The organism is Micromonospora sp. NPDC049175 (assembly GCF_043197345.1).
GTDB lineage: Bacteria > Actinomycetota > Actinomycetes > Mycobacteriales > Micromonosporaceae > Micromonospora.
In genome coordinates, this window is sequence record NZ_JBICSY010000001.1 from 901727 (window position 1) to 926667 (window position 24941).

The 24941-nt window shown below is 71.5% G+C and carries 25 protein-coding genes; 6 read left to right on the forward strand and 19 right to left on the reverse strand.

Translation table 11 applies throughout. The features are described from left to right. Nucleotides 1-75: 75 nt before the first annotated feature. From ACGFH8_RS03660 to ACGFH8_RS03675, 4 genes are all read right to left on the reverse strand, one after another. Complete coding sequence (locus ACGFH8_RS03660; protein ID WP_393362842.1) at nucleotides 76-777, reverse strand: cellulose binding domain-containing protein; 702 nt, start codon at nucleotides 775-777, stop codon at nucleotides 76-78. A 98-nt stretch (nucleotides 778-875) separates the two neighbouring features. Beyond that, nucleotides 876-1517, reverse strand: coding sequence for a hypothetical protein (locus tag ACGFH8_RS03665; protein ID WP_393362845.1), 642 nt, complete (start codon nucleotides 1515-1517; stop codon nucleotides 876-878). 153 nt (nucleotides 1518-1670) lie between these two features. Then, nucleotides 1671-2060, reverse strand: coding sequence for a hypothetical protein (locus ACGFH8_RS03670; RefSeq protein ID WP_393362848.1), 390 nt, complete (start codon nucleotides 2058-2060; stop codon nucleotides 1671-1673). Between the two features lie 37 nt (nucleotides 2061-2097). Continuing rightward, nucleotides 2098-2943, reverse strand: a complete 846-nt coding sequence (locus tag ACGFH8_RS03675; RefSeq protein WP_393362851.1) for a hypothetical protein — start codon at nucleotides 2941-2943, stop codon at nucleotides 2098-2100. Nucleotides 2944-2962: 19 nt separating this feature from the next. Between ACGFH8_RS03675 and ACGFH8_RS03680 the strand changes: the two genes are divergently transcribed. Next, nucleotides 2963-3151, forward strand: coding sequence for a hypothetical protein (locus tag ACGFH8_RS03680; RefSeq protein ID WP_393364565.1), 189 nt, complete (start codon nucleotides 2963-2965; stop codon nucleotides 3149-3151). Nucleotides 3152-4169: 1018 nt separating this feature from the next. Further along, on the forward strand, nucleotides 4170-4829 hold the full coding sequence (locus ACGFH8_RS03685; RefSeq protein ID WP_393362854.1) for a C39 family peptidase: 660 nt from the start codon (nucleotides 4170-4172) through the stop codon (nucleotides 4827-4829). Between the two features lie 67 nt (nucleotides 4830-4896). On the opposite strand, the gene ACGFH8_RS03690 is transcribed toward ACGFH8_RS03685, so the two are convergent. Next, nucleotides 4897-5589, reverse strand: a complete 693-nt coding sequence (locus ACGFH8_RS03690; protein WP_393362857.1) for a DedA family protein — start codon at nucleotides 5587-5589, stop codon at nucleotides 4897-4899. 250 nt (nucleotides 5590-5839) lie between these two features. Here ACGFH8_RS03690 and ACGFH8_RS03695 point away from each other — a divergent pair, with 250 nt between their 5' ends. Further along, entirely contained in the window at nucleotides 5840-8692 is a 2853-nt protein-coding gene (locus tag ACGFH8_RS03695) for an aconitate hydratase (protein ID WP_393362860.1), read from the forward strand. Between the two features lie 122 nt (nucleotides 8693-8814). On the opposite strand, the gene ACGFH8_RS03700 is transcribed toward ACGFH8_RS03695, so the two are convergent. Together ACGFH8_RS03700 and ACGFH8_RS03705 are read right to left on the reverse strand one after the other, a co-directional pair. Continuing rightward, a complete protein-coding gene (locus tag ACGFH8_RS03700; protein WP_393362863.1) occupies nucleotides 8815-9060 on the reverse strand; it encodes a hypothetical protein in 246 nt (81 codons plus the stop codon). 482 nt (nucleotides 9061-9542) lie between these two features. Then, complete coding sequence (locus ACGFH8_RS03705; RefSeq protein WP_393362865.1) at nucleotides 9543-10508, reverse strand: helix-turn-helix transcriptional regulator; 966 nt, start codon at nucleotides 10506-10508, stop codon at nucleotides 9543-9545. 93 nt (nucleotides 10509-10601) lie between these two features. Here ACGFH8_RS03705 and ACGFH8_RS03710 point away from each other — a divergent pair, with 93 nt between their 5' ends. Continuing rightward, on the forward strand, nucleotides 10602-10970 hold the full coding sequence (locus ACGFH8_RS03710; protein ID WP_393362868.1) for a VOC family protein: 369 nt from the start codon (nucleotides 10602-10604) through the stop codon (nucleotides 10968-10970). Between the two features lie 223 nt (nucleotides 10971-11193). On the opposite strand, the gene ACGFH8_RS03715 is transcribed toward ACGFH8_RS03710, so the two are convergent. The 9 genes from ACGFH8_RS03715 to ACGFH8_RS03755 all read right to left on the reverse strand — a co-directional run bounded on the left by ACGFH8_RS03715 (nucleotide 11194) and on the right by ACGFH8_RS03755 (nucleotide 20890). Next, on the reverse strand, nucleotides 11194-12444 hold the full coding sequence (locus ACGFH8_RS03715; protein ID WP_393362871.1) for an RNA polymerase sigma factor: 1251 nt from the start codon (nucleotides 12442-12444) through the stop codon (nucleotides 11194-11196). Between the two features lie 5 nt (nucleotides 12445-12449). After that, nucleotides 12450-12785 carry a YciI family protein gene (locus ACGFH8_RS03720; protein WP_393362874.1) on the reverse strand — a complete coding sequence of 112 codons (336 nt, stop codon included), beginning with the start codon at nucleotides 12783-12785 and terminating at the stop codon, nucleotides 12450-12452. Between the two features lie 85 nt (nucleotides 12786-12870). Then, nucleotides 12871-13479 (reverse strand): ATP/GTP-binding protein, encoded by a 609-nt coding sequence (locus tag ACGFH8_RS03725; RefSeq protein ID WP_393362877.1) that lies wholly within the window; start codon nucleotides 13477-13479, stop codon nucleotides 12871-12873. Next, nucleotides 13460-13846, reverse strand: a complete 387-nt coding sequence (locus ACGFH8_RS03730; RefSeq protein WP_393362880.1) for a DUF742 domain-containing protein — start codon at nucleotides 13844-13846, stop codon at nucleotides 13460-13462. Before ACGFH8_RS03730 ends, ACGFH8_RS03725 begins: the two co-directional genes overlap by 20 nt. 5 nt (nucleotides 13847-13851) lie before the next feature. Continuing rightward, nucleotides 13852-14271: a roadblock/LC7 domain-containing protein gene (locus tag ACGFH8_RS03735; protein ID WP_355032793.1), complete on the reverse strand. Its 420-nt coding sequence runs from the start codon at nucleotides 14269-14271 to the stop codon at nucleotides 13852-13854. Nucleotides 14272-14352: 81 nt separating this feature from the next. Next, entirely contained in the window at nucleotides 14353-16911 is a 2559-nt protein-coding gene (locus ACGFH8_RS03740; RefSeq protein WP_393362883.1) for a nitrate- and nitrite sensing domain-containing protein, read from the reverse strand. Between the two features lie 61 nt (nucleotides 16912-16972). Beyond that, complete coding sequence (locus tag ACGFH8_RS03745) at nucleotides 16973-18604, reverse strand: prenyltransferase/squalene oxidase repeat-containing protein (RefSeq protein WP_393362886.1); 1632 nt, start codon at nucleotides 18602-18604, stop codon at nucleotides 16973-16975. Further along, nucleotides 18601-19503 carry a terpene synthase family protein gene (locus ACGFH8_RS03750; protein ID WP_393362889.1) on the reverse strand — a complete coding sequence of 301 codons (903 nt, stop codon included), beginning with the start codon at nucleotides 19501-19503 and terminating at the stop codon, nucleotides 18601-18603. Before ACGFH8_RS03750 ends, ACGFH8_RS03745 begins: the two co-directional genes overlap by 4 nt. A gap of 4 nt (nucleotides 19504-19507) precedes the next feature. Beyond that, complete coding sequence (locus tag ACGFH8_RS03755; RefSeq protein WP_393362892.1) at nucleotides 19508-20890, reverse strand: cytochrome P450; 1383 nt, start codon at nucleotides 20888-20890, stop codon at nucleotides 19508-19510. A 360-nt stretch (nucleotides 20891-21250) separates the two neighbouring features. Here ACGFH8_RS03755 and ACGFH8_RS03760 point away from each other — a divergent pair, with 360 nt between their 5' ends. After that, nucleotides 21251-21499, forward strand: a complete 249-nt coding sequence (locus ACGFH8_RS03760) for a DUF2630 family protein (protein ID WP_357069883.1) — start codon at nucleotides 21251-21253, stop codon at nucleotides 21497-21499. Between the two features lie 42 nt (nucleotides 21500-21541). Here the strand turns inward: ACGFH8_RS03760 and ACGFH8_RS03765 are convergent, their stop codons facing one another. The 3 genes from ACGFH8_RS03765 to ACGFH8_RS03775 all read right to left on the reverse strand — a co-directional run bounded on the left by ACGFH8_RS03765 (nucleotide 21542) and on the right by ACGFH8_RS03775 (nucleotide 24283). Beyond that, entirely contained in the window at nucleotides 21542-22474 is a 933-nt protein-coding gene (locus ACGFH8_RS03765; protein ID WP_393362895.1) for an RIO1 family regulatory kinase/ATPase, read from the reverse strand. 238 nt (nucleotides 22475-22712) lie between these two features. Beyond that, the gene (locus tag ACGFH8_RS03770; RefSeq protein ID WP_393362898.1) at nucleotides 22713-23357 is read right to left on the reverse strand and encodes an HAD family hydrolase; all 645 of its coding nucleotides are present in this window, start codon (nucleotides 23355-23357) and stop codon (nucleotides 22713-22715) included. 65 nt (nucleotides 23358-23422) lie between these two features. After that, nucleotides 23423-24283: a carbon-nitrogen hydrolase family protein gene (locus tag ACGFH8_RS03775; RefSeq protein ID WP_393362901.1), complete on the reverse strand. Its 861-nt coding sequence runs from the start codon at nucleotides 24281-24283 to the stop codon at nucleotides 23423-23425. A gap of 77 nt (nucleotides 24284-24360) precedes the next feature. Here ACGFH8_RS03775 and ACGFH8_RS03780 point away from each other — a divergent pair, with 77 nt between their 5' ends. Beyond that, the gene (locus tag ACGFH8_RS03780; RefSeq protein WP_357069874.1) at nucleotides 24361-24933 is read left to right on the forward strand and encodes a helix-turn-helix domain-containing protein; all 573 of its coding nucleotides are present in this window, start codon (nucleotides 24361-24363) and stop codon (nucleotides 24931-24933) included. Nucleotides 24934-24941: the final 8 nt, after the last annotated feature.

The following is a 24941-nucleotide window of genomic DNA, read 5'->3' on the forward strand; positions in this document are numbered from 1 at the left end:
GCAAACACGGTCGCAACACAGCAGCATCCTTGCGGAAGCGCCGCTCAGAATCCGCTGCAGCGCACGCCGTCGCGCTCAGAATCCGCTGCAGCGCACGCCGTCGACTGTGCAGACCCGCGGGGTGCTGGACGTCCGCTCCAGGTGGAACCGCAACGACACCGCACCACCGGGCCGCACGTCCACCCCACTGACGTAGGTGAAACCGTCGCCGGACTGACGAAGCGTCCCCTGCGGCACACCCTCCACCCAGGTGGTCACCAACCGCCCACCGGAGAACTCCAACCGAACCGTCCAACCACGACTCACGGCGGACCTGTTGACCATCGCCACCTCGCCGATGAAACCGCCGTCGAAGCTCTGCACCACCCGGTACCGCCCACTCATCGCCGGCTGCCCCTGCGGCGCCCCACTCGGTGACCGCGGCACCATCGGCGTACCCCCCGTCGCGCCGGCAGACGCGCCGACCGACGGTGACCGCGACCCGGGCGGGGTGCTCGGCGGCAACCCACTCGCCCGCCCGGACAAACCCGGCCGCACCGGCGGGGGCGACGACGATGCCGGGCCGGGAGCGCTCGACCCGCCCACGCCCGTGGGCAGCGGCACCACCGGCGGCACCGGCGCGCCGTCCGGCGCGGGACTACGCCCCCGGTACGCGCCCAGAGCCATGAAGAGCAGGACCACCATCACGAGGACACCAGCGCCCACCACGATCCAGGGCGACGACACGATCGCAGCCGGACCGTGCGACAGTCGCGGGGCACGACGCATGCCGGACATGTACCTCCCTCAGCGCACCGTCCGGGCAGCCTAGCGATCGGCGGCCGGAGCCGGAAGCGCCGACGACACGCCCCGCCACGCCACCGATCCGACCCGGCTCAGCCGAGTCGACAGTCGACCCCGTTGATCGTGCACCGGAGCGGCCGTTGCGCCGACTCACCCCAGCCGACCCGCAGCCGCAGCGTCCGGGAGTCACCCGCCTCCAACGAACGCGTGCCACGCACCACGAACCTGCCGTCCCCCCGACCCCGCACCGAGATGCCCGAGTCGTCGGTGACCCGCAGAGCCCACAGGTCGTCGTCGAACGCCAACTCCACGAGCCAGTCCACCGACCGACTCGACTCGTTCACGATCGACAGCACCGCGGCGTCACCGTCCCAGCCGTTCGTACCGACCTGGTAACGGGCACCCACCGCGCCGTCCGCCGGCACGACCGACGCCGTCGGCACGACCGGCACCGCCGACGCGCTCGTCCGTCCCGGAGTCGGTGCGCCGGTCACGGTGGCCCGCGGCGACGGCGCCCGACTACTCCGCGACGGCCGCGGCGACACCGAGCGCCGCTCCACGGCGGCCGGAGTCGGCCCACCGGTGGCCGACGCGGCGGCCGGCACGGTCGGCAGGAACACCGAAGGCGCGGCCCGCGGCGCGGCGTCCCGCTCCCTGGTCCGGAACGACAGCAGCGCGATCACCAGGAGCACCACGAGCGCACACACACCGAGCAACACCACGACCCACGGCATCGACGCCAACAATCGCGCAGCTCGTGACCCTGCCGCACCGTCCGGCCGCACCGCCATCAGGTCTCCCCTCGTCCCACCGAGGCGACAGCGTAGCCAGCACCGTACCCAGCGGAAACCCGGCGGGTACGGATCGGGCCAACCGGCCCGGGTCGGTCAGCCCGTCCGGACAACCGTGCAGATCAGTGGTCCACCATCCGCGAGCCGCAGCAGGTACCGGTACCGCTCCCCCGGCACCGCCTGCCCCCGACTGTCCAAGAACTCCCACTCCACCGCCACCATCGTCAACAACGCGGACAGCGGCTGCACGTCCTCGATCCGGGCGTGGGCCGCGACCAACTCCCGGTCCTGGTAGTCGGGCGCGGCACCCACGAAGGACAGCGCCACCGCCGCCGCGGACGTGAACGAGAAGCTGTAGGTGTCGGCCACCACCAACCCCGGCAGGGCGTAACAGCCAGCGATGGCCGGCAGGTCGCCGGAGGTCAACGCCACGCCGTACCTGTCGAAGAAGTCGGCCAACGTGTCAAGATCCGTGGAGGCGTTCACGGTCACAGCAGTTGCCAGTCATCGCCCAGGTCAAACCTCAGCGCGGCGGCACCCGTACCTCGATCTCCGAACCCAACCGGGCGTCGGCGGCAAGGCCAAGGTCGTCCCCACTCCAGAACCGCCCCGGGTCATACCAGTTCGGACGCCGGCCCGCCGGCAGCAACCCCATGGCCTCATAGGTCACCGCCACCACCTCGGCGCAGTACGCCGTCTCCAACGCCCGGTCCCGCTCCCCCGCCGAGGTGGCCGTGCTCCCGGGGGCGGCCGGGCTGCCGGGGGCGGCCGGGCTACCGGGGGCGGCCGGGCTACCGGAGGCGGCCGGGCTACCGGAGGCGGCCGGGCTGCCGGGGGTGGCCGGGGCTGGTCCCGGGGTTGGCGCAGGTGTTGGCCGAGCGGGGCGCGCCAGCGCGGACAGGCGACCGGCGAGCGGCAGCGCGGACAGGCGGCCGGGAAGCGGCAGCGTCGGCACCCGACCACGTACCCAGCGCCACGCCAACTGCGCCGTCGACGGGAACGGCGTGCCGTCCAACCGCGCGATCGTCCGCAGCACCGCCCGCTCCATCTCAGCGTCGGCCGGCGGGTCGAGCTGCCGCAGCCAGGCCCGTTGGCCGTACCTGTTCGCCCACACGCAGACCGCGTCCCGCAGGTCGTGCAGTTGGACGCCGCGCTGATGGGTGCCCGACCACAGGTCCGGCAACGACCTGCCCAGCTCCGCGTGCCACATCAACGGGGGCATGTCGTCCAGCACGACCGCCATCCCGACGTGGTTGACCGGGCTGTTGGTAAGGGACTGGATGGCCCGGTCCGGCACGCTGCGACCCCGGAACACCCACACGTCTCCGGTACGGGTCAACTCGACGGCCTCATCCAGGCTGATGCTCATGAGGGACTAGCCTAGGCCGATGCGGCAAGGATTGCGGTGGTGGAAGGTCCTCGGGCTGGCCGGCCTCGCTGGCGTGGCGGCCTCCGGCGTGGTCATCGCGCGGGCCGAACGACGTCGGCGCGCGTACACCCCGGAGGAGATCCGGCAGCGCCTGCGGGAACGGCACGCCCAGGCCGGCGACGCGGCAGAGCCCCGCGACCCCGCCTGACCACCTCCGCCCTCTCTGGACGGTCCACCTGCCCCGCATGATCGTGCTCGATCCTTGATGTAGTGGCCTCGTCGGCGCGCGCAGGGCACTACTTCCTGGATCAAGCACGATCATGGGCGGGTTTGGTGCACGTCCTCCGCCTCTTGGCCTCGTGGCCGCTTGGCCTCGTGGCCGCTTGGCCTCGTGGCCGCTTGGCCTCGTGGCCGCTTGGCCTCGTGGCCGCTTGGCCTCGTGGCCGCTTGGCCGCTTGGCCGCTTGGCCGCTTGGCCGCTTGGCCGCTTGGCCGCTTGGCCGCTTGGCCGCTTGGCCTCGTGGCCTCGTGGCCTCGTGGCCTCGTGGCGCCGCCCGGCGGCGGATCCCCGGCGCAAACCACGCATTCAGGCATGATCCACTCGCGTTTCATGATGTCGGGGTGTCTCCGGCGCCGGGACACCGCGCTTTCACCAAACCCGAGTCGATCAAGCTGGAGAGGCTGCCGAATCGGAGGGTCCTCCGCGGGCGAAGTGGTGCCCTGTCTGGTTTGTCTGGTTTACCGGCGGGTATCGGGCGGTCGGGCCATCTCCGAGGCGGAATCGTCGGCCGGGCGGGGTCGTTATACCTGGCACGCCACCGCGACCATCAAGTCCTGGTGCCCGGCCTCCGCCGCTGACGAGTCCCGAGTGCGCGACCCCGGCCGGGAACACCCGGCAGGCCGCCCCGGTTACATCCCCCGCACCGCCAAGTGCCACAACGGCCGGGCCCCGGTAAGGCGGAATGCGCAGCCGGTCCGGACGGTTACACCACCACACGGCCGAGCACCCCTGACGGCCGAGGGCCCCTGACAGCCGAGCACCCCTGACGGCCGAGGGCCCCTGACAGCCGAGCCCCCGGCTAGGCGGCATGACCCGCCAGCCCGCACCGTTACACCCCCGCCCGACGCCGGCCCCTCCAGGGCTGCCGGGCACGAACTTCCCCGCACGGCCGCACCTCCCCCGTTGAGTGCTGTGTGGGTTCCCCCGATGCAGAGGAGCACGCCATCATGCGTACCGATCTGATCCGTAAGACCGCTCTGACCGCCGCCGGCCTCGCGTTCACCGGCGGAGCCATCGCCGGACCCGTCACCGCCGCCTACGCCGCGTCGGAGGCCAAGCCGGCCACACAGACCCAGACCGACCGCAAGACCCACGGTGAGCGGGAACTGGGTGTGCGCTACGAGGCGCAGCCGAACTTCTACTACTGCGGGCCCGCCGCGACCCGTAACGCCCTGAGCGTGCAGGGCAAGAACATCAACGTCGACGACATGGCCAAGGAAATGGGCACCACCGAGGCCGGCACCAACTCCATCAACGACATCACCCCGGTGCTGAACAAGGAGACCGGTAAGAACGACGCCTACCGGTCCGTGGAGATCAGCAGCCCCGACGCCGACGCCAAGCAGACCGACACCCTGCGCGCCGATGTCGTCAAGACCGTCGATGACGGCCGGGCCGTGGTCGCCAACATCGCCGGCACCAGCACCGACACCGACGGGGTCGCCCACTCCTACGAGGGCGGGCACTACATCAGCGTCGTCGGCTACCGCGACAACGGCAACACCGTCACCATCGCCGACTCCGCCGACCCCAACCAGGCCGCGTACCAGATCAGCGTCGAGCACCTCGCGGACTGGATCGCCACCCGCGGCTACGCCACCAGCTGACCCACACCACCCACACACACCGAAGGGCCGGACCCCAACCAGGGGCCGGCCCTTCGGCGTACTCGAATCAGGGTTCCCGACCCACGCCCGCCGGCTTGGTGTCCGCCACCGGCCCAGCGTCCGCCGCTGGCTCGCCGGCCGCCGCTGGGGTGGCTGCCTCGATGCGGTGGGCCCGTCGGCGCAGCCACCAGGTGCTGCCGAGCCCGGCGAGCACCGCGAGGACCAGCCCGGCCCAGGAGATGTCCTTGAGCCAGTGCTCGGCCGCCCGGCCCACGCTGAACAACAGGTAGGTGGTGCCGAACGCCCAGACCAGCCCGCCAGCGGCGTTGGCCACCAGGAACCGCCGGTACGGCACGTGCAGTGCCCCGGCGAGCGGGCCGGCCAGGATCCGCAGCAGCGCCACGAAGCGGCCGAAGAACACCGCCCAGACGCCGTAGCGGGCGAAGCTCTGTTCGGCCCGGACGAGTTGGGCGGGACCGAGATGACGGGGGAAGCGCCGGCCCAGTCGAGCCAGCAGTGGGCGACCACCGCGACGGCCGACCGCGTACCCGATGGAGTCGCCGACGATCGCTCCGGTGGCCGCGGCGGTGGCGACCCACTCCGGTTCGACCACGCCTGTGGCGGCGAGCAGTGCGGAGCTGACCAGGACGATCTCACCGGGCAGGGGGATGCCCATGCTCTCCACGCCGATGATGCCGCCGACCAGCAGGTAGACCGCGATCGGTGGCAGCGACTCGAGCCAGTGCTGGACGTCGAACACGGTTGACCCCTTCTCCGACCGGGCCTCGAACCCTACCCGTGGCCGGCTGGCCCGGCAGGTCCCTCACACCCCGCAGACCGTCCTAGGAGGCTAGGGATGGGAGTGGACCCAGGGTCGGCGCTCGGGTTGCGCAAATAGCAAGACGGACGTACGGTTTTGTTGAGAGCGTAATCGGCGGTAAGTGTCACCTAACCTCGGCGGTACCCCGACCGGTGCGACAGACTGCTCAGGACTACTCACGGTCGCTGGTGTGAAGGAGTACGACGTGGCGAGCCTCGACACCTTCGGTGCGAAGACCCAGCTACGCGTCGGAGACGCGAGCTACGAGATTTTCAAGATCGACAAGGTGGACGGCCACGCGCGGCTGCCGTACAGCTTGAAGATCCTGCTGGAGAACCTGCTGCGGACCGAGGACGGCGCGAACATCACCGCCGACCACATCGAGCAGCTCGGCGCGTGGGACTCCACCGCCGCCCCGAGCGTCGAGATCCAGTTCACCCCGGCGCGGGTGCTCATGCAGGACTTCACCGGCGTGCCCTGCGTGGTCGACCTGGCCACCATGCGCGAGGCAGTGCGTGACCTGGGCGGCGACGCCAGCAAGGTCAACCCCCTCGCCCCGGCCGAGCTGGTCATCGACCACTCGGTGATCGCCGACCTGTTCGGCCGCGAGGACGCGTTCGCCCGCAACGTCGAGCTGGAGTACGAGCGCAACAAGGAGCGCTACCAGTTCCTGCGCTGGGGCCAGACCGCGTTCAACGAGTTCAAGGTCGTCCCGCCGGGCACCGGCATCGTGCACCAGGTGAACATCGAGTACCTGGCCCGCACCATCATGGAGCGCGGCGGCCAGGCGTACCCGGACACCGTTGTCGGCACCGACTCGCACACCACAATGGTCAACGGCCTGGGCGTGCTGGGCTGGGGCGTCGGCGGCATCGAGGCCGAGGCCGCGATGCTCGGCCAGCCGGTCAGCATGCTGATCCCCCGGGTGGTGGGCTTCAAGCTCTCCGGCGAGATGCCGGCCGGCACCACCGCCACCGACCTGGTGCTGACCATCACCGAGATGCTGCGTAAGCACGGCGTGGTCGGCAAGTTCGTCGAGTTCTACGGCCCCGGCGTGAGCGCCGTGCCGCTTGCCAACCGGGCCACCATCGGCAACATGTCCCCGGAGTACGGCTCCACCGTGGCGATCTTCCCGATCGACGCGGAGACGATCCGCTACCTGGAGCTGACCGGCCGCGACGCCGCGCAGGTCGCCCTCGTCGAGGCGTACGCCAAGGAGCAGGGCCTCTGGCACGACCCGGACCACGAGCCGGACTACTCGGAGCGCCTGGAGCTGGATCTCGGCACCATCGAGCCGTCGCTCGCCGGCCCGAAGCGCCCGCAGGACCGGGTGCCGCTGGGCAGCGCCAAGACGCTGTTCCGCTCGGCGCTTACCGACTACGTGGGCGACGACTCCGCCGGTGAGCGCGACTTCAAGCCGGGCGTTCCCCGCGAGGAGCTGCCGCGCGGCGCCAACGGGCCGGCCGACGAGGCCAGCGCCGAGTCCTTCCCGGCCAGCGACCCGCCGGCAAACGACTTCAGCGACCCGGCCGACGAGCCGCGCGACCTGGAGACCGCGGCGGTCGGCGCGGGAGGCCGGGCCAGCAAGCCGGTACGGGTCACCGGCGCCGACGGCGTCGAGTACGAGCTGGACCACGGTGCAGTGGTGATCGCCGCGATCACCTCCTGCACCAACACGTCCAACCCGCAGGTGATGATCGGCGCCGCGCTGCTGGCGCGCAACGCCGTCGACAAGGGCCTGACCCGCAAGCCGTGGGTGAAGACCACCCTGGCGCCGGGCTCGAAGGTCGTCATGGACTACTACGAGCGGGCCGGCCTCACGCCGTACCTGGACAAGCTCGGCTTCAACCTGGTCGGCTACGGCTGCACCACCTGCATCGGCAACTCGGGCCCGCTGCCCGAGGAGGTGTCCGCCGCGGTCAACGAGCACGACCTGTCGGTCGTCTCGGTGCTGTCGGGCAACCGCAACTTCGAGGGCCGGATCAACCCGGACGTCAAGATGAACTACCTGGCGTCCCCGCCGCTCGTGGTCGCGTACGCCCTCGCCGGCACGATGGACATCGACCTGGCCAACGAGCCGATCGGTGAGGACACCGAGGGCAACCCGGTCTACCTGCGGGAGATCTGGCCGAACAGCACCGAGATCCAGGACGTCATCGCCCAGGCGATCGGCGCGACCGGGTTCAGTGCCGCGTACGCCGATGTCTTCGCCGGCGACGAGCGGTGGCAGTCGCTGCCCACCCCGACCGGCGACACCTTCGCCTGGGAGAGCGACTCCACCTACGTGCGTAAGCCCCCGTACTTCGAGGGCATGCAGCAGGAGCCGAGCCCGGTCGTGGACATCTCCGGCGCCCGGGTGCTGGCCAAGCTGGGTGACTCGGTGACCACCGACCACATCTCGCCGGCCGGCGCGATCAAGGTCGACTCCCCGGCCGGGACGTACCTGGCCGAGCACGGTGTGCCGCGCCACGAGTTCAACTCGTACGGCTCCCGGCGGGGCAACCACGAGGTGATGATCCGGGGCACGTTCGCCAACATCCGGCTGCGCAACCAGCTGGTCCCCGGGGTGGAGGGTGGCTTCACCGTCAACCACCTCACCGGTGAGCAGTCCTCGATCTACGACGCCTCGGTGGCCTACCAGGAGGCGGGCATCCCGCTCGTCGTGCTGGCCGGCAAGGAGTACGGCTCGGGTTCGTCGCGGGACTGGGCGGCCAAGGGCACCATGTTGCTGGGTGTCCGGGCGGTCATCGCCGAGTCGTACGAGCGGATCCACCGCTCCAACCTGATCGGCATGGGCGTGCTGCCGTTGCAGTTCCCGGTGGATGTCACCGCCGAGTCGCTCGGTCTCACCGGCACGGAGACGTTCAGCATCACCGGGGTGACCGCCATCAACGACGGGGACACCCCGCGCACCGTGCGGGTCAACACCGACACCGGCGTAGAGTTCGACGCCGTGGTGCGGATCGACACCCCCGGTGAGGCGGACTACTACCGGCACGGCGGCATCCTGCAGTACGTGCTGCGCCGCATGATCGCCAACTGATCGCGTACGGCTGGTCGAAGGCCGCTCCCGCTCCGGCGGGGGCGGCCTTCGCCGTCCACGCCGAGAAAGGGCTCGCGGTCAGAGCGCCCGGAGTCGAACGGCTACCGCGTCATGCCGGTCGGTCACGCCGGCCCGCTCGGGGTGTCCGGGAGCGCGAGCGAAGCCAGCCGTTGGTCTATCGCCGCATCCACCTGCCCCATCTCGTAGCCACGTAGGCGCCGTCGCAGGCTGGCCCCCCGCAGCGCGTCGCGCGCGGCAGCCCGGGACACCGCGCTGTCGATGGCCAGAGCCCTGTCGACCTCGGCGAAGAGACTCTCGACCGCACGCATGTCGTAACCGCGCAGAGCAGTTTCGAACGGCAGTTCCATGCGGCCACCTTATCGGTCGCCGGCCAGTGTCCAACGGGGATGCGCCGCATGATCGCCAACTGACGTACCGACGGCGGCGAAAGGGCCGCTCTCCGCGCTTGCGGGGAGCGGCCCTTTCGCTTCTCCGCGCTCTCGACTCGGCAGCGGCCTCCATCGGCCCGGTCGTGGCGGCGGGCCGATGGGTTGTCGCCGCCCTCAGTGGGCAGCCAGACCCGCCGCCCGGTTCAGGTTGCGTCCTTTGCTCTGCACCCGCCCGTGCACCACGAACGGTCCGTAACTGGCGCATGGGCGGGTGCAGAGCAAAGGACGCAAAGATTCCCTGTCAAGTCCCAGCGTGTTGCGGCGGCGATCGGGCCGACCGAGCTTGCCGACGGGTTCTGGTGCCCGCTACTGCTGCAGCGCCGTCGACGACGAGCGGCCAGGGGGCACCCTTGCCCTCCTGCTCGGCCGACAGCGCGAGGAGGACAACTAGGTGGCGCTGTTCAGGACGTTGGTGACGGCGCGTAGTGGTGGGCGAGGTTGGTGGCGAGGTCCCGGAGGTGAGCCCTGGCTTCGGTGGGGCCATGCACAGTGACGGCGTTCCCGAACGGCAGTAGTGCTCGCACGTCCTCCAGATTCAGGAAGCGGATTGTCACCCTGTGGCCGGTGGCGGATTCTTCATCGTCGTCCCGGACGAGTCGTAGGCCAAAGATCCGTTGCGCTCTCTCGATCTGGTTCTGGTCGATGGTGGCGCTGACCTCTATCGCGTGGCTGTGTTCCCACTGATCAATGAGCGCCGCAGCGACGGTGGCCAGGGTCTGGTTGTCGCGGAGCCGTCGTGGCTGGTCGACTTCTTTCCACGTGGTGATCCGTTCGAGTCGGTACATCCGTGGCACTCGGGCACAGTCGGCGACGAGGTACCAGATGCCGGCCTTGGCGAGCAGCCCGTAGGAATCCACGACCAGGTCACGGGGGCATGGCTCGCGTGGGCTGTCGTAAGCAATCCGTAGCTGGCGACCTCGCCGCACTGCGCCGATCAGTGAAGCCGGAGTCGTGCCGGAAGCTCGTGTCTGGTGCCAGGGACGGCTGTCCACGTGCACGACGTCGGTGAGCGGCAGGAGTTCATGAACTCGACGTGACTGTGTCGCGGCGAGCTTGGCGAGCGCGCGTCGGCTCTCGACCGAGGTGTTGAGCTCCGCGCGTTGCTTCTCATCCAGCCCAATGAGCGAAAGATGATCATGCTCGACGGGCGTGAGTCGCGTGAGATCGAGCCCGGACCCGGGCAGCATGGTCACGCCGCCGAGGCGGCCCCGGTGTGCGGTCACCGGCAGACCGGCGTCGCGGAGCCAGTTCAGGTCCCGGGTGATGGTTCGGAGGGAAACCCCGAGCGCCGAGGCAAGTCCCTGGGTGGTCGCGCCATCCCTCGATTCGAGCAGCAGCATCAGTGCGAAGAAGCGGTCCGGTTTCACACGCGAAGTTTTCCAGGAAATTGCGACACGATACGGCGCATATTCCGGCCAGGCTGGTGGATGCAGACCTACGAGCAGTGAGAAGGAACAACCATGACCAGATCCGTCGTGTCCATCGTCTATGTGAACGACGCTCCCGCGGCAGCTCGTTTCTACGGCGACCTCCTTGACATGAGCCCCTCGTTCGAGACTCCGGGATACATCACCTTCGACCTCGGGCCGGGCGCTGACCTCGCAGTGTGGTCTGGCCAGTTCGAGGATCTGTCGCCGGACGTCCCGCGTACCAGTGAGGTTTGCCTGGCCATCGGCGGCGGTGGACCCGACGAGGTCAACGCGATCTTCAAGCAGTGGCAGTCCAAGGGGGTCACGATCCTGCAGGAGCCTCATGATGCGGGGTTTGGGCTGACCTTCCTCGCAGCCGATCCTGACGGGAACCGTATCCGGGTCGCACCGCGGGGCTGAGAGGCCACGACGCGGCAGGCGCGCACGACAGGTGGGTGCCAGTCATCGCTGGTCACCGCTGGCGAACAACACTTCCCCAGTGATCCAGCGGGCAGCGTCCGAGGCCAGGAAGGTCACCACGGGCCGATGTTGTTGACCAGGACGTCGATAGGTCCGAATGCCTTTCGGGCGACGATGCGTTCGGCACCGGCCGCGAGGTGGCCCCAGCGGCTGACCCCCAGTCCTACCTGGCGAGTTCGGCGGCCCGGTCGAGCAGCGCGCGGCGTTCGGCGGCCGAGCCGACCGCCGCCGCGGCCTCGCGGAACAGGGTGGCCGCGCGCAGCCGGTCGCCCTGGCGGGCCACCAGATCGGCCCGCACGGCCACGGCCAGCGGGTTGCCGTCCAGCCCTCCCCCGGCGTGTGCCGCGTCGAGCAGGTCCAACCCGGCGGCCGGGCCGTACGCGTAACCGTGCGCGACAGCGCGGTTGAGCGCGATCACCGGTGCGGGTCGGCCGCCGACCAGCGCGTCGTAGGCCCGCGCGATGGTCGGCCAGTCGGTGGCGTCGGCGGACGTCGCGGTGGCGTGGCAGGCGGCGATCCGCGCCTGCCACGCGTACGGCCCGTCCTGGCGTACCCGATCGAGCGCGGCCAGGCCCTCGGCGATGCCGGCGCGGTCCCACCTGTCGCGGTCCTGCCGTTGCAGGGTGAGCAGGTTGCCGGCGGCGTCGCGGCGGGCGTCCCGACGGGAGTGCTGCAACAGGACCAGCGCCAGCAGCGCGGTCACCTCGGACTGCTCCGGCATCAGCCGGTCGAGCAGCCGGGCCAGCCGGACCGCCTCCTCGGCGAACGCCGGCTCGCCGTCGGCGACGTAACCCCGGGTGAACAGCAGGTACAGCACGGCGAGGACGCCGGGCAGCCGCTCGGTGAGCGCCGGGCCGGTCGGCACCCGGTATGGGATGCCGGCCTGCGCGATGCGGGTCCGCGCCCGGGTCAGGCGTCGGGTCATCGTCGACTCGCTGACCAGCAGCAGTCGGGCGATGTCCGCGGTCGGCACGCCGCAGACGGTTCGCAGCGTCAACGCCACCCGGGCGTCCAGGGCCAGCGCCGGGTGGCAGCAGGTGAAGATCAGGCGTAGTCGGTCGTCCACCACGTCCTCCCGCACCTCGGGCTGCGCGTCGACGGGCGTGAGGAGGGCCAGGTCGTGCAGCTTGCGGCGCTCCACCGTGGCCCGGCGCAGCACGTCGAGCGCGCGGTTGCGGGCCACGGTCATGAGCCAGCCACCCGGGTTGGTCGGCACACCGTCACCGGGCCAGCGCTCCAGGGCGACGGCCAGCGCCTCCTGGGCGCAGTCCTCGGCCAACGCCCAGTCCCCGGTCACCCGGATCAGGGTCGCCACGATCCGGGGGTACGCCTCGACGCCGGCGGCGGCGACCGCCTCCGCCGCCGCGCCGGCCGGTTCCCGGGTACGCGCCGGCCGGCGCTGCGGGGTGGACAACCGCGTCAGTCGGTCAGGGCCGCGAACGGGCGCAACTCCAGTCGCCCCTGGCGGGCCATCGGGTGGGTGCGGGCCACCTCGATCGCCTCGTCCAGGTCGGCGCAGTCGAGCAGGTCGAAGCCCACGATCACTTCCGTGGTCTCCGCGAACGGGCCCTCGGAGACGAGCAGCTCACCGTCGCGGACACGGACGGTGGTGGCCGCTGTCGTCGCCGCCAGTACGTTGCCGGTCAGGCGGCGGCCACGAGCGTCGTTCTCCGCCACCCACTTGTGGATGTCGGGTAGCTCGGTGGGGTCGGTGTCCGGCTCGGTGTCGCTGCACACGAACATCAGGTACTTCATCTGGTCGCTCCCTGGTTTCTCGGGGTTTCGCCAGCATGACGATCGGCGGACAGCGTTCCGGACACCCTCCCCCGAAAAATCTCTGTCAGTTTCCGTTGGCGCGGCGGCGGGCCTCACGGGTCTTCATGGCGTGCTCCATCAGCGTGACGAGCACCTCCTTGCTGGACTCGCGCTGCCGGGCGTCGCACAGCAGCACCGGCACTCCCGGGTCCAGGTTCAGCGCGGCCTGCACCTCGTCGAGCCGGTACTGCCGGGAACCCGCGAAGCAGTTCACCGCCACCACGAAGGGCGTGCCCCGGCCCTCGAAGTAGTCGATCGACGGGAAGCAGTCGGCGAGGCGGCGGGTGTCGGCCAGCACCACCGCGCCGATGGCGCCCAACGCCAACTCGTCCCAGACGAACCAGAACCGGTCCTGGCCGGGCGTGCCGAACAGGTACAGCACCAGGTCGTCGCTGATGGTGATCCGGCCGAAGTCCATGGCCACGGTGGTGGTGGTCTTACCCTCCACCCCGGACAGGTCGTCGATGCCGACCCCCGACTCCGTCAGCACCTCCTCGGTGCGCAACGGCCGGGTCTCGCTGACCGCACCGACCATGGTCGTCTTGCCCACGCCGAAGCCGCCAGCGACCAGGATCTTGATCGCGGTGGGCAGTGGGGTCGCTCCCGCCGGCCGGTCAGAGTGCCCGTAGTCCATTGATTACCGCCTCGAAGATGCTGTTGTCGGGAAGGCCGGCAGTGGTGTGCGGCTCGCGGACCTGCACGAGGCTGCGAGCCGCCAGGTCACCGAGGAGCACCCGGATGGTGCCCACCGGCAGGTCGAGATGAGCGGCGATCTCGGCGACGGACTGTATGCGTTGGCACAGTCCGACGATCGCCAGGTGCTCCGGGCCGAGACCAACCTCCGGCGTCACCTCGGCTCGGGTCGCGGTGACCAGGGAGATCAGATCGAATGTGCCGGTGACCGGTCGGGCCCGCCCGCGCGTCACCGCGTACGGGCGCACCACCGGACCCGCATGGTCATCCACCCACTGATGGTCTGCGGACTCCCCCTGGACCGTCATCACCGCTACCTCTCGCCGGCCGGCTGCTCTGTGCGGGACGGCGACGCGACGTACTTGCCGACGCGGGTGACGAGCATCGCCATCTCGTAGGCGATCAGACCGACGTCGGCGTCCTCGCTGGCCAGCACCGCCAGGCAGGCGTTGCGGCCGGCCGCGGTGACGAACAGGAACGACGACTGCATCTCGATGATGGTCTGCTGCACCTGCCCGCCGCCGAAGCGCTTACCGGCGCCCCGGGCCAGGCTCTGGATGCCGGCCGCCATCGCGGCGAGGTGCTCGCCGTCGTCCCGGCTCAACCCCTGGGAGGAAGCCATCAGCAGACCGTCGGTGGAGAGCGCGACCGCGTGCTCGGCCTGCTTCACCCGGCCCACCAGGTCATCAAGTAACCACGTCAGGTCGGCACTCGAAGCCGTCTTCTGCGCCACTTCGTCGTCCTCTTCTCGCCCGGCTGTGCGCCGTTCTCGTATCGGGCTGACCGTCACACCGCGCGGAAAACCAGCGCTCGGTCAGGTCGCTTTCGGGTCGTCGTCGGTCAGCTCGGGGGTTGACTCCGCCGGGGTGCCGGGGGCGCCGCCGAGCAGTCGTGCCGCGTCGGTCCGACCACGCCGGGTGCCGGTCTGGTACGAGCTCATCATGCGGCGCACCTGCTCCGGCGGGCGTACCACGTCCTCGTCGTCGTCGGTCTCGCTGGCCGCCGGGTCGTCGCGCAACTCGGGGACGATGTTCGCCTGTCGGACGCGGACCGGCAGGCCCGAGTCGGTCCGGGCCGCCTCGGCCTCGGCCTCGGGACCACCGTCGCTGGCCGCGTCCGGCGCGTCGCGGCTCTCGGTCGATCGTTTGCCGTCGACCGCGGGCAGGCCGGTGGGCACCGTGGGGGCCTCCAGGGCTGGCAGGCCCGGGACACGCCGGGCTCGGACGGGAAGCTCGGAGCCGCCGGTGGTCGGGGCTGTCCGCTGCCGGGTGGGCAGGCCGCCGCCCTCGTCGGCCACGACCTCCGGGGTGGCGGAGTCGTCCGACACGGGTGCCGGCGGGGTCACCACGTCGGGGGTCTCGCGGGTGCTGGTCGTCGACGCGGTCGCCCCGACCGGCGCGAGGAGGGCGGGGCGGCCGCTGGTGCCGGACGGCCCCGACGGCAGCGGGATGGCCGAGCCGGAGCGGATCTCGCCCGAGTCCTCCGGGTCGGCAGCGTCCTCGGTGACCAGTTCCAGGGGGATCAGCACGACGGCCGTCGTGCCGCCGTACGCGGACTCCTTGAGCCGCACCCGTACGCCGTGCCGCTCGGTCAGCCGGCTCACCACGTAGAGCCCGAGGCGGGTGGCGTTGGCGAGGTTCAACTCGGACTGGTCGACGATGCGGTGGTTCGCGGCGGCCAGATCCTCCTCGCTCATGCCGAGGCCCCGGTCCTCGATCTCGATGGCGAACCCGTTGGACACCACCTGGCCGCGAAGCTCGACAGTGGTGTGCGGTGGGGAGAACGAGAGGCCGTTCTCGATCAGCTCGGCGAGCAGGTGGATCATGTCGCCGACGGCGCGGCCCGCGAGCGAGACCCGGCCGAGCGGCAGCACGTTGACGCGGGTGTAGTCCTCGACCTCGGCCACGGCGCCGCGCACCACGTCGACCATCGGGACGTTGCGCCGCCAGGCCCGACCGGGGGTGGAGCCGGAGAGCACGATCAGGTTCTCCGCGTTGCGGCGCATCCGGGTGGCGAGGTGGTCGACCCGGAAGAGGTCCTCCAACTCGTCCGCGTCGTGTTCGCGGCGCTCCATCGCGTCCAGCAGGGTGAGCTGGCGGTGTACGAGTGCCTGGGTGCGGCGGGCCAGGCTGAGGAAGACCTCGCGGACGTTGCGACGCAGGTCGGCCTGCTGGACCGCGGTGCGCAGGGCGGTCTCCTGGACGGCGTTGAACGCCTTGCCGACCTGGCCGATCTCGTCGGTGCCGAACTCCAGCGGAGGTGCCTCGGTGGCCACGTCGACCTCCTCGCCACGCCCGAGCCGCTCCACGACGCGCGGCAGCCGCTCGTCGGCGAGCTGCCAGGCGGCGTCGCGCAGTCGGCCCAACTGGCGCAGCAGGGTCCGTGCCGTGGTGATCGAGACGACGATGGAGGCGATGACGGCGAGCAGACCCAGACCGGCGGCGAGCACCAGCCGGACGACGACCCAGATCGCCACCGGGGTGGCCCGCTTCACCAGCGCGTCACCACTGGCGAGAACTGCGGACTCCTGCTCCTCCAGGGCGGGGGCCATCGCGGCCTGCCAGGCTTCGGCCTCGACCGGCAGCGGCGCGTTCGGGCGCCCGCTGACGACCATCCTGTCCTCGATGGCGCGCAGCTGGGTGAAGGCCTGGCCCTCGGTCATCGTGACGTACCGTTGCCGGTCGGCGTCGGGCAACTCGGCCACGGCCTCGGCGACGAGGAACCGTTGCGCGCCAACCAGGTGCGCGAACTGGGCGTACTCCTGCGCATTGATCCGACCGGCGGCCGCCATGCCGGCGAAGAGGGCGTCCTCCTGCGACATCAACTCCCGCACCCGCACCAACTGGGTGAGGGTGAGGGTGTCCTTGGCGATCTCCGGGTCGTCGAGCTGACCCAGGGCCGCGTACACCCGGAAGAGCGAGTCGAGAACCCCGGTGTACGCGGCCGCCGCGCCGGCGCGGTCCACCGATCCGGCCGCGACTGCCGCACGCATCGGGCCGAGCGCGTCCAACCGGGTGGCCACCTGGTCGATCCGCGAGACCAGTTCGTCGCTCGAGGCGAGTTCCGCGCGCCAGTTGCGGGCCGCCTTGGTGAAGGCGGCGGCCTCCTCGTCGGTGCGCTGCTGCTGACCCTTCAACTGCTGCGCCAGCTCCGGGTTGGGCCGCCCGAGATAGGCCACCGACATCCGACGCTCCTGCTGGAGCTCGCTGCGCAGCGCCTCACTGGGCTCGGCGACCTGCGCGTCGAGCGTCTGCACACCGAGCACGTTGAGACCGTCGCGCAGGGTCACCCAGGCCGCGAACGCCCATAGCGCGGCGAGCGAGAGCAGCAGGGCCACAACCTTGGTGCGCAAACTTGCACTGCGGGAAGCCATCCCACCCGTCCCTCGCCCGTTTCGTTTGGCTGAATGAGCCCAGCCCCCGGCCCGGCGCACGCTAGCAGTGTCCGGAATTTGACTCAAGCGCCGCAGACCAGCGGCTCGCCGCCGTCTGGGCGGAGCCGTTCAGCCGTGCTGTGGCCGACGCCTGGGCGGCAGCCACTGCCGCTCGTACGATCAGTGTCGGATGGTATAGATCCTTGTCATGCCACAGTGGAGGGACCCCGCCTGCATCCTGCATTGTGGACAGTTGACGGGCCGCGACCGCCACCGCGGCGTCGACCCGGGGCGACGGTGACCCCGCCAGCACCACGAGCAGGGCGTAGGCCGTCTCCTCCGCAGTGCCTCGCCATCGCCCCCAGGCACCATCCGCCCGTTGGCTGTCGAGCACCCAGGCGACGGCGCGCTGGACGGCCGGACGGGCCGCCGGACCGCCGTGCTCCCGCAGCGCGAGCACCACGCAGTAGGTGGCGTAGTACGGCGAGGCGTGCCACCGGTCCCACCAGTGACCGTCGGCCTGTTGCCTGTCGATCAGCCAGCCGGTGAGCCGCCGCGACACCGCCGCCGCCCAGGGGTCGTCGTCGCCGAGGCACCGGCCGATGGCCTCCAGCACGTGGGCGTTCGTGGTCACCGACGAGCCGTCCTCACCCTGCCAGGTGCAGAAGTGCTCCCCCGTGTCGTACCGGCTCAGGCAGGCCGGGTCGGTCGGGCGGCCCAGCAGGGCCAACGCGTACAGGGTCACCGCGGTCGTGTCGGCGTCCTTGGGCAGACCCGGCCCCGTGGCCGCGCCCTCCGGCCCGAGCGCGTCGTGCAGCCCGTCGGCCAGTTCGGGGGGCACCACCGGGAGCACGCCAGCGCGCGCCAGCGTGCTCAGCACCCACGCGCGTTCGAACACGGTGATCGGGGTGGCACAGGGCACCGCGCCGCCGTACTCGGTGAGCGCCCGGGTCAGGTAACCCAGCGCGGCGGGTTGCGTCTCGTCCGGGCCGCCGAGCCACGCGGCGGTGGCGGCCGGGGACGCGCCGACCGCTCCCGCGGTGGTGGCGGTGACACCTGTCAGACGCCGCGCCGCCGGGCCGAGGACCTCCAACGCGTGCAGAAGCTTGGGCGGCATCGGCCGACCCGACGCGGCGAGCGCGCGTATCCGGTCGAGCCGTCGCCGATCCATGCCGACGGGCATCGGCGGCGGGCCGACGCCGCGCCATCCGGCCAACCGCGGGGGCGGGTCGACGAGGTGGTCGGCGATCCGCTCGACGAGTGCCGGCACGATCAGGTCCACGGCCGGCAGGTCCGGCACGGGACAGGTGGCCGGACCGGCCACCGGATCGAACAACAGCCGTAACGCACGGTCGACGGCGTCGTCCACGGCATCCGGGGACCAACCCGCCGGCTCGTCGCGCGGCGACACGGCGAGCAGTCCCTCCACCGCGCTCAGGGTGGGCACCAGGGCGTAGCCGTCCGGCCCGCCCCAGCCGCCGTCCGGGTTCTGTGCGGCCAGCAGGTACCGGATCCGGTCGGCGTGTCTCGGCAGCCACGGGGCCAGGGAGACCAGCCGGGCGGTCTCGTACGGCGAAGCGGAGGTGCGGCCGGACGGGTGCCGCCACAACTCCGCGACCAGCTCGTCGACGACGGACGTCGACCCGGGGGCGGGCGCCACACCGGCGTCCCGGGCCAGCGCCTCAGCGCTCACGAGACGCCCCAGAAGTCGGTGCTCCGATAGAAGCCGGTGGTGTAGCCGAGCTGTCGGGCCAGGTACGCGGCCTCCCGTGGGCAGTCGGCACGCAACTCGTCGATCAGGTCGGTCGCCTGCCCGACCAGGCGCGTCAGGTCCTGCTCCACCATGGACCGGTCGTCCACGAGCATTATCGCGTTCAGATCGCCCCAGCGGAGGTCCCGCTCGTACGTGCTCAGGTCGTTGACCAGCCGAAGGGCGCGTTGCACCGCGTCACTGGCGACCACCAGCCGGTCCAGCCGTGCGGGCGTGTCCGCCCCACCGGTCCGAATCCAGTGCGCGACGTTGACGACGGTGCAGGCCAGGTTGTCGGCGTTGCCCAGGTATTCGGCGAGGGTGGGCGACGGCCGGAGATGGTCGCGTATCCCCGCTTTCCAGTGCCACTCCCGCCGCATCGCCGCCAGGGTCCGCTCGACCGCCGCCAGCCAGGCCCCGCCCAGCGTGGCGAACGCCGGCACGGCGGCCAGGTCGGCGCGGAGACCGGCGAGGAACTGGCCCAGCGGGTCGGTCGTCGCCGCGGGCGCGCCGTCGGCGACGAGGAGCTGCCCCTGGACCAGCCGGTCGAGTTCGGCGGCGGAGGTGGCCAGCCGGTCCACCTGCCAGTCCAGTGCGAAACCCCAGAGCACCGCCCGGTTGGTCAGTCGCAGCTCGGCGGCGTCACACCAGGGTGCGCTGAACGCGATGGCCAGCGCGATGCTGCTGGTCAGGGTGGCGTCGAAGGGCCCCTCGGCGAAGAGGGCAGGGTGGGCCGCCAGGCCGCGCTGCAGGTCACGGTGACCCTGCGCGGCGAGGGCGCAGACGCGCCCGTGGTCGGCGGCCTGCCGCAGTTCGTCGGCGACCGTTACGAGTTGTGCCACCCCGCTACGCCAGGGCCGGTTGCCGGTGTGGGGTGAGCAGCAGCGGCACCCGCTCCTTGGGTCGCAGCGACGCGGCGAGCTGGGGCGTCGGCATCCCGGGCGTGCAGAGCCGGTACCGGAATCGGCTGAGCAGGGTCGCCACGATCAGCGGCGCCTCGAGTTGGAAGAGGTACTGGCCGATGCACTGGTGGGCGCCGCCGCCGAACGGGTAGTACGCGTACCGGTGCGCGCGCTTGGGGGCACCGGGGGCGAAGCGTTCCGGGTCGAAGACCGCCGGCCGGTCCCAGAACCGGGCCAACCGTTGGGTCACGTACGGGCTCAGGACGATGGTGCCGCCGGCCTTGATCTGGGTGCCGCCGATGACGTCGTCGGCGATCGCGGTCCGGGGCACCAGCCAGCCGGACGGGTAGGCGCGCACCAGTTCGTCGAGCACCATCCGCGTGTAGCGCAGCTCGCCGAGCTGCTCGCGACTGATCACCTCGCCGGGGCCGACCACCCGATCGATCTCCTCGTAGAGGCGCGCGGCGACGTCCGGCAGTTGCTCCAGCAGCGGGAAGAGCCAGGTGAGCACGACGTAGGTGGTCTCGGTGGTGGTGGCGAACATCGACACCAGATCGTCGCGCACCCGCTGCTCGTCGAGCTTGTCGCCCTGGGCGTCCCGGGCCCGGGCGAGCGAGGCGACGATGTCGTCGCCCCCGTCGTCGTGGGCCCGCTCGGCGCGGACCAGGGGCAGCAGGATGTCGTCGATGTTCTGCACGGCCCGCCGGAAGGCGCGGTCACCGGGCATCGGCACGGCGTCCGGCATGAACGGGGTGAGCAGCCGGAAGCGCAGCGCGGTCGCCACGGTGTCCTGTTCGGCGACGACCCGCACACCGTCGGCGACGGGAATCTTGTCGCCGAAGAAGACCCGGATGACCGCCTTGCAGATGATCCTGGAGATCTCGCTGGCCGCGTCGACAGGTACGCCGTCGCGCGCCGGGACGGCCAGCTCGTCGACCGCGTCGCTGATCGCCCGGCTCAGGTCGTCGACCGCCGCGTCGATCCGCTTGGCGGTGAAGTGTGGCTGGAGACGGCGGCGACTCGCCTCCCAGTGCGGGCCCTCGGAGAGGATCCCGTCACCGGCGAGCTTCTTGACCGACTTCCACATCATGCTGTCGCCGGCCCGGGTGTAGTTGGCGGCGTTGTCGCGCAGCACATGCTGGACGTGTGCGGGCTCGGCGACCAGGTACGGGCGGATGGTGCCCAGGTTGAGCTGGACGATCTGCCCGGGTGACGCGTCGGCGAGCCCGACCAGCGTGCCCAGGGGGTCACGGAGCAACCCGGGCAGCGTGCGTCGCAGGGTGGCGACGTGGGGAGCGCGGCGTGCCGGGATGGTCGGGTCAGTCATCTTTCACCTGCGCGGATCCGTCCTGTCGGTGGCACTGCGGGTTGCGCTGAGTGCTGCCTCGGCAAAGGCGCGTGACCATGCGAGAGAGCATCGCATTCACGAAACGGCTTCACCAGCACGCTGACCGGGGAGGTTCTCGCCCCGGTCGGGTGGTTGCCCGCCCCCGACCGGGGCCGCCTCGGCCGATCCCGCAGGTAGCACCTCCCACACGACCAATGTGTGAACTCGCCAGAACTGAGCGTGAAAATTGCCACATTGACGTGTAGCTCTTGGTGTGGTGGGGATCACCGATCGTGGCGCGGCACCCCGCAGGGGTACGAATCCAGGCGCGTCGGGAGGGGCTGTGCCAGGCTCAGGAGCATGGACGACAAGACCATCCTGAACCGGATCACCGAGCTGGTCGACGAGGAACACAAGCTGCGGGCGGACGCCCAGGCCCACGAGTCGGGCACCGAGGGCGAGACCAGCGAGCGGCTGCGCGCCCTGGAGGAGTCCCTCGACCAGTGTTGGGACCTCCTGCGCCGCAGGCGGGCTGCCCGAGACACCCACGGCGACCCGGACGCGCAGGGCGAGCGACCCAAGCCCGAGGTGGAGCGCTACCTCCAGTAACCCCCGGCGGGTCGGGCGGCCGGGCCGCCCGACCCGCTCCGATCAGCGCAGGCCCGCCTCGCCCAGCAGCTCACCTGTCAACGTGCCGGGGTCGACCTGCTCGGCGGGCAGACCGCGGGCCGCGAACCAGGCGCCGACCACCCGCACGTCACGGGCCAGGAACTCGGGCCCCTGCGGGTTCGCCACCACGTCGACCACCTGCGGCAGGTCGATCACCACCAGGCGCCCCTGGTGCACGAGCAGGTTGTACGGCGACAGGTCGCCGTGCGCGTAGCCGGCCCGGGCCAGCACCCGCAGCGCCTCCACCAACTGCGCCCACAGGTCGCGCAGCTCGGCCGGACCGGGTCGCAGCTGGGCCAGACGGGGTGCCGCCTCCCCCGACTCGGCGTCACCGACGAACTCCAGCATCAGCTCGGTGCCCCGCAGTTGCACCGGGTACGGCACGGCGATCCGGTCGTGCCCGGCGCTGATCTCCCAGAGCCGGGCCAGGGCGGCGAACTCGGCGGCGGCCCACTGCCCGGCGATCATCTGCCGGCCGAACGCCGTCCGGCTGGCCATGGCCCGGTTCTCCCGGGAGCGGCGCACCCGGCGGCCCTCCAGATAGCCGGCATCGCGGTGGAACAGGCGGTGCTCGGGGTCGCGGTAGCGCTTGACCGCCAGCAGACAGGACCTGTCGGTGTCGGGCACGGCCCGGCGGACCAGGTGGACGTCCGCCTCCTTGCCGGTCTTCAGCACACCCAACTCGGTGTCCTTGGCGGCCAACTCGGTGACCAGCCAGCCCGGGTGCGGCTGGGGCCCGTGGACGGCGTCGTCCCAGGACGACCAGCGTTCGCCGGTGTCCGGGTCAGGGTCGCTGTCCGGGTCCGCGGGCGGCTCGGCGTGCCGCCCGCGTTTCAGAAACTGTGGTTCGTCGTCGTCGAAGCGGCTCTTGCCGCGGCTCCGGCGCTCCAGCGCCGGAAGGTCGTGATCGCGCACTGTGGTGAGGTTCCCTTGGTCGAGGCTGAGAAAGGCAGCTGGAGGTGACCTGCGAAGACGGCCATGGCCGACCTCCTCTTCTCTCGACCGGACACCTGCCCGGGATGCACCATGCGCCGACAATGCTCACCGCGGCGCGTCGGCCGGTCAACCGAATTACCGGCCGCGTCCGCGCGGCGTCAGCATTACCCGGCCGCGTCCGCGCGGCATCAGCAATACCGGCCGCGCCCGCGCGGCGTCAGCGGGCCAGGATCGTGGCGACCGCGGCGATCAGCCCGTCCGCGGTGCGGCTGGGCGCGAACCGGACGTCCGACCAACTGCGCCCCCGGTGCAGCCAGACGCTGGGCAGCCCGACCGCGGCGGCGCCACCGATGTCGGCCTCCGGGCTGTCGCCGACCACCCAGGCGCCGCGCAGCGGCATCCGGACCCGCTGGGCGGCGAGCGCGAAGATCCGCGGGTTGGGCTTGCTGACCCCGCACTCCTCGGAGATCACCCAGTCGGCGACGTAGCGGTCCAGGCCGGTCTGGCGAATCTTGGCGTCGTCGACGCGTACCGTGCCGTTGCAGACCACCACCGGCACCCAGCCGGCGTCGTCGGCGATCCGCAGCGCACAGGCGGTCAGCGGGTCGAGCCGGGTCTGCGCCACCACCCCGTCGTGCAGGTCCTCCACCAGGTCGATCGAGGGGATGCGCAGCTCGTAGCGGTCCCGGATGGCGTCGGCGAGATCCCAGCGGTCGGTCAACCCGTCGGCGTCGATCGAGATCAGCCAGTCGATGTCGGCGGGGGGCGCTCCGATGCCGTCCAGGAAGCGCTCACCCCAGCGGCGGAACGGCCCGGCCCGGTCCAGCAGGGTGTTGTCCAGGTCCAGCAGGAGCAGTGGCACTCGGGCACCCTACGGGACCGACGTGTCCGCCAACAGATCCTGCGGGTACCGACCTGACGATGTGCTCAGCCGGACATCGACGACCGAGGGCCGCCCTGGTCCGCGAGCCGATCGGCGAGCATCGAATGGGCCGACCGGGTGGCCGCGAGCACGGTCGGGTCCAGCGTCGCCACCAGCACCGCCGTGCCGTCGTCGGCGCCCCGGTCGAGCACCCGTCCCTGCGGGTCGTAGATCGCCGCGCCGCCGTTGAACCGCCACGGGTCGACGCCGCCGACCGCGTTGGCGAAGACCACGAACATCGTGTTGTCCAGGGCTCGCGCGGCGTAGTAGAGGTCCCGGCGGTGCTCGGAGCCGGCCAGGTATCCGCTGGGGCACAGGTAGGCGTGCGCGCCGTCGAGGGCGGCGGCCCGGCCGTGCTCCGGGAAACAGCCGTCGTAGCAGATGCCGAGGCCGAGCCGCCAGTCGTCGACGAGCAGCGTGGCGCCCCGATCGCCGGCGCTGAACAATTCGCGCTCGTCGCCCCACAGGTGCTGCTTGTCGTACCCGACCCGGACCGTGCCGGCCCGGTCGACCACGAGCGCGGCGATGGTCCGCCGTCGGTCCGGGTGCCGGGCGGCGGCGCCGACGAGCACGCTGACGCCGGCCTCGCGCGCCGCGACGCGCAGCGGGTCGAGCCGGGGATCCGCGACGCCGCCGGCCGGATCGGCCGCGACGTCCGTGCCGGCCGGGTCGGCGGCGAGGGTCGGCGGGTGGTACGCGCAGAGGAACAGCTCCGGCAGGACGGCCACCCTGGCACCCCGGTCGGCGGCTCGGCGCACCAGGTCGGCGGCGGCGACCGCGTTTCCGGCGACGTCTCCCGGCGTGGGCGTGGCCTGGATGGCGGCCACGGTCAGCGGGGCGGTGGGCACGGTGCGGGGCGGGGTCACCGGGCGATGGTAGACGGCGACGCTCCAAGCCGTACGTACGGTTTGCATGCCCCGGGGTGACCTGCGACGATCGACGCGTGCCCAGAGTAAGCCAGGACCAGCTCGACGCGCGCCGGCAGGAGATCCTCACCGCCGCGCGGGCGTGTTTCGCCCGGCTCGGCTACGAGGGAGCGACAGTACGCCGCCTCGAGGAGGCCACCGGCCTGTCCCGCGGCGCCATCTTCCACCACTTCCGCGACAAGGACTCGCTCTTCCTGGCCGTCGCCGAGGACGATGCCGCCGCCATGGTCGAGACGGTGGCCCGCAACGGTCTGGTGCAGGTGATGCGCGACCTGCTCGCCCGCGCCATGTCGCCGGACACCACCGGCTGGCTGGGCAGCCAACTGGAGGTCTCCCGCCGGCTGCGCACCGACCCGGCGTTCGCCAAGCGCTGGGCCGAGCGGTCCGCCGCGATCGCCGAGGCGACCCGGGACCGGTTGGCGCGCCAGCGCGACGCCGGGGTGCTGCGCGAGGACGTCCCGATCGACGTGCTGGCCCAGTTCCTGGAGCTGGCCTACGACGGCCTGGTGCTGCACCTGGCGATGGGCCGACCGGCCGGTGACCTGGGGCCGGTCCTCGATCTCGTCGAGGAGGCCGTTCGCCGTCCCTGACCGGGTGG

What these genes read in the sequence shown, in the direction of transcription:
- ACGFH8_RS03660 (WP_393362842.1), bottom strand. Translation starts at nt 777, where the DNA reads ATGTCCGGCATGCGTCGTGCCCCGCGACTGTCGCACGGTCCGGCTGCG.
- ACGFH8_RS03665 (WP_393362845.1), bottom strand. Translation starts at nt 1,517, where the DNA reads ATGCCGTGGGTCGTGGTGTTGCTCGGTGTGTGTGCGCTCGTGGTGCTC.
- ACGFH8_RS03675 (WP_393362851.1), bottom strand. Translation starts at nt 2,943, where the DNA reads ATGAGCATCAGCCTGGATGAGGCCGTCGAGTTGACCCGTACCGGAGAC.
- ACGFH8_RS03680 (WP_393364565.1), top strand. Translation starts at nt 2,963, where the DNA reads ATGCGGCAAGGATTGCGGTGGTGGAAGGTCCTCGGGCTGGCCGGCCTC.
- ACGFH8_RS03685 (WP_393362854.1), top strand. Translation starts at nt 4,170, where the DNA reads ATGCGTACCGATCTGATCCGTAAGACCGCTCTGACCGCCGCCGGCCTC.
- ACGFH8_RS03700 (WP_393362863.1), bottom strand. Translation starts at nt 9,060, where the DNA reads ATGGAACTGCCGTTCGAAACTGCTCTGCGCGGTTACGACATGCGTGCG.
- ACGFH8_RS03710 (WP_393362868.1), top strand. Translation starts at nt 10,602, where the DNA reads ATGACCAGATCCGTCGTGTCCATCGTCTATGTGAACGACGCTCCCGCG.
- ACGFH8_RS03720 (WP_393362874.1), bottom strand. Translation starts at nt 12,785, where the DNA reads ATGAAGTACCTGATGTTCGTGTGCAGCGACACCGAGCCGGACACCGAC.
- ACGFH8_RS03725 (WP_393362877.1), bottom strand. Translation starts at nt 13,479, where the DNA reads ATGGACTACGGGCACTCTGACCGGCCGGCGGGAGCGACCCCACTGCCC.
- ACGFH8_RS03730 (WP_393362880.1), bottom strand. Translation starts at nt 13,846, where the DNA reads ATGACGGTCCAGGGGGAGTCCGCAGACCATCAGTGGGTGGATGACCAT.
- ACGFH8_RS03740 (WP_393362883.1), bottom strand. Translation starts at nt 16,911, where the DNA reads ATGGCTTCCCGCAGTGCAAGTTTGCGCACCAAGGTTGTGGCCCTGCTG.
- ACGFH8_RS03755 (WP_393362892.1), bottom strand. Translation starts at nt 20,890, where the DNA reads ATGACTGACCCGACCATCCCGGCACGCCGCGCTCCCCACGTCGCCACC.
- ACGFH8_RS03760 (WP_357069883.1), top strand. Translation starts at nt 21,251, where the DNA reads ATGGACGACAAGACCATCCTGAACCGGATCACCGAGCTGGTCGACGAG.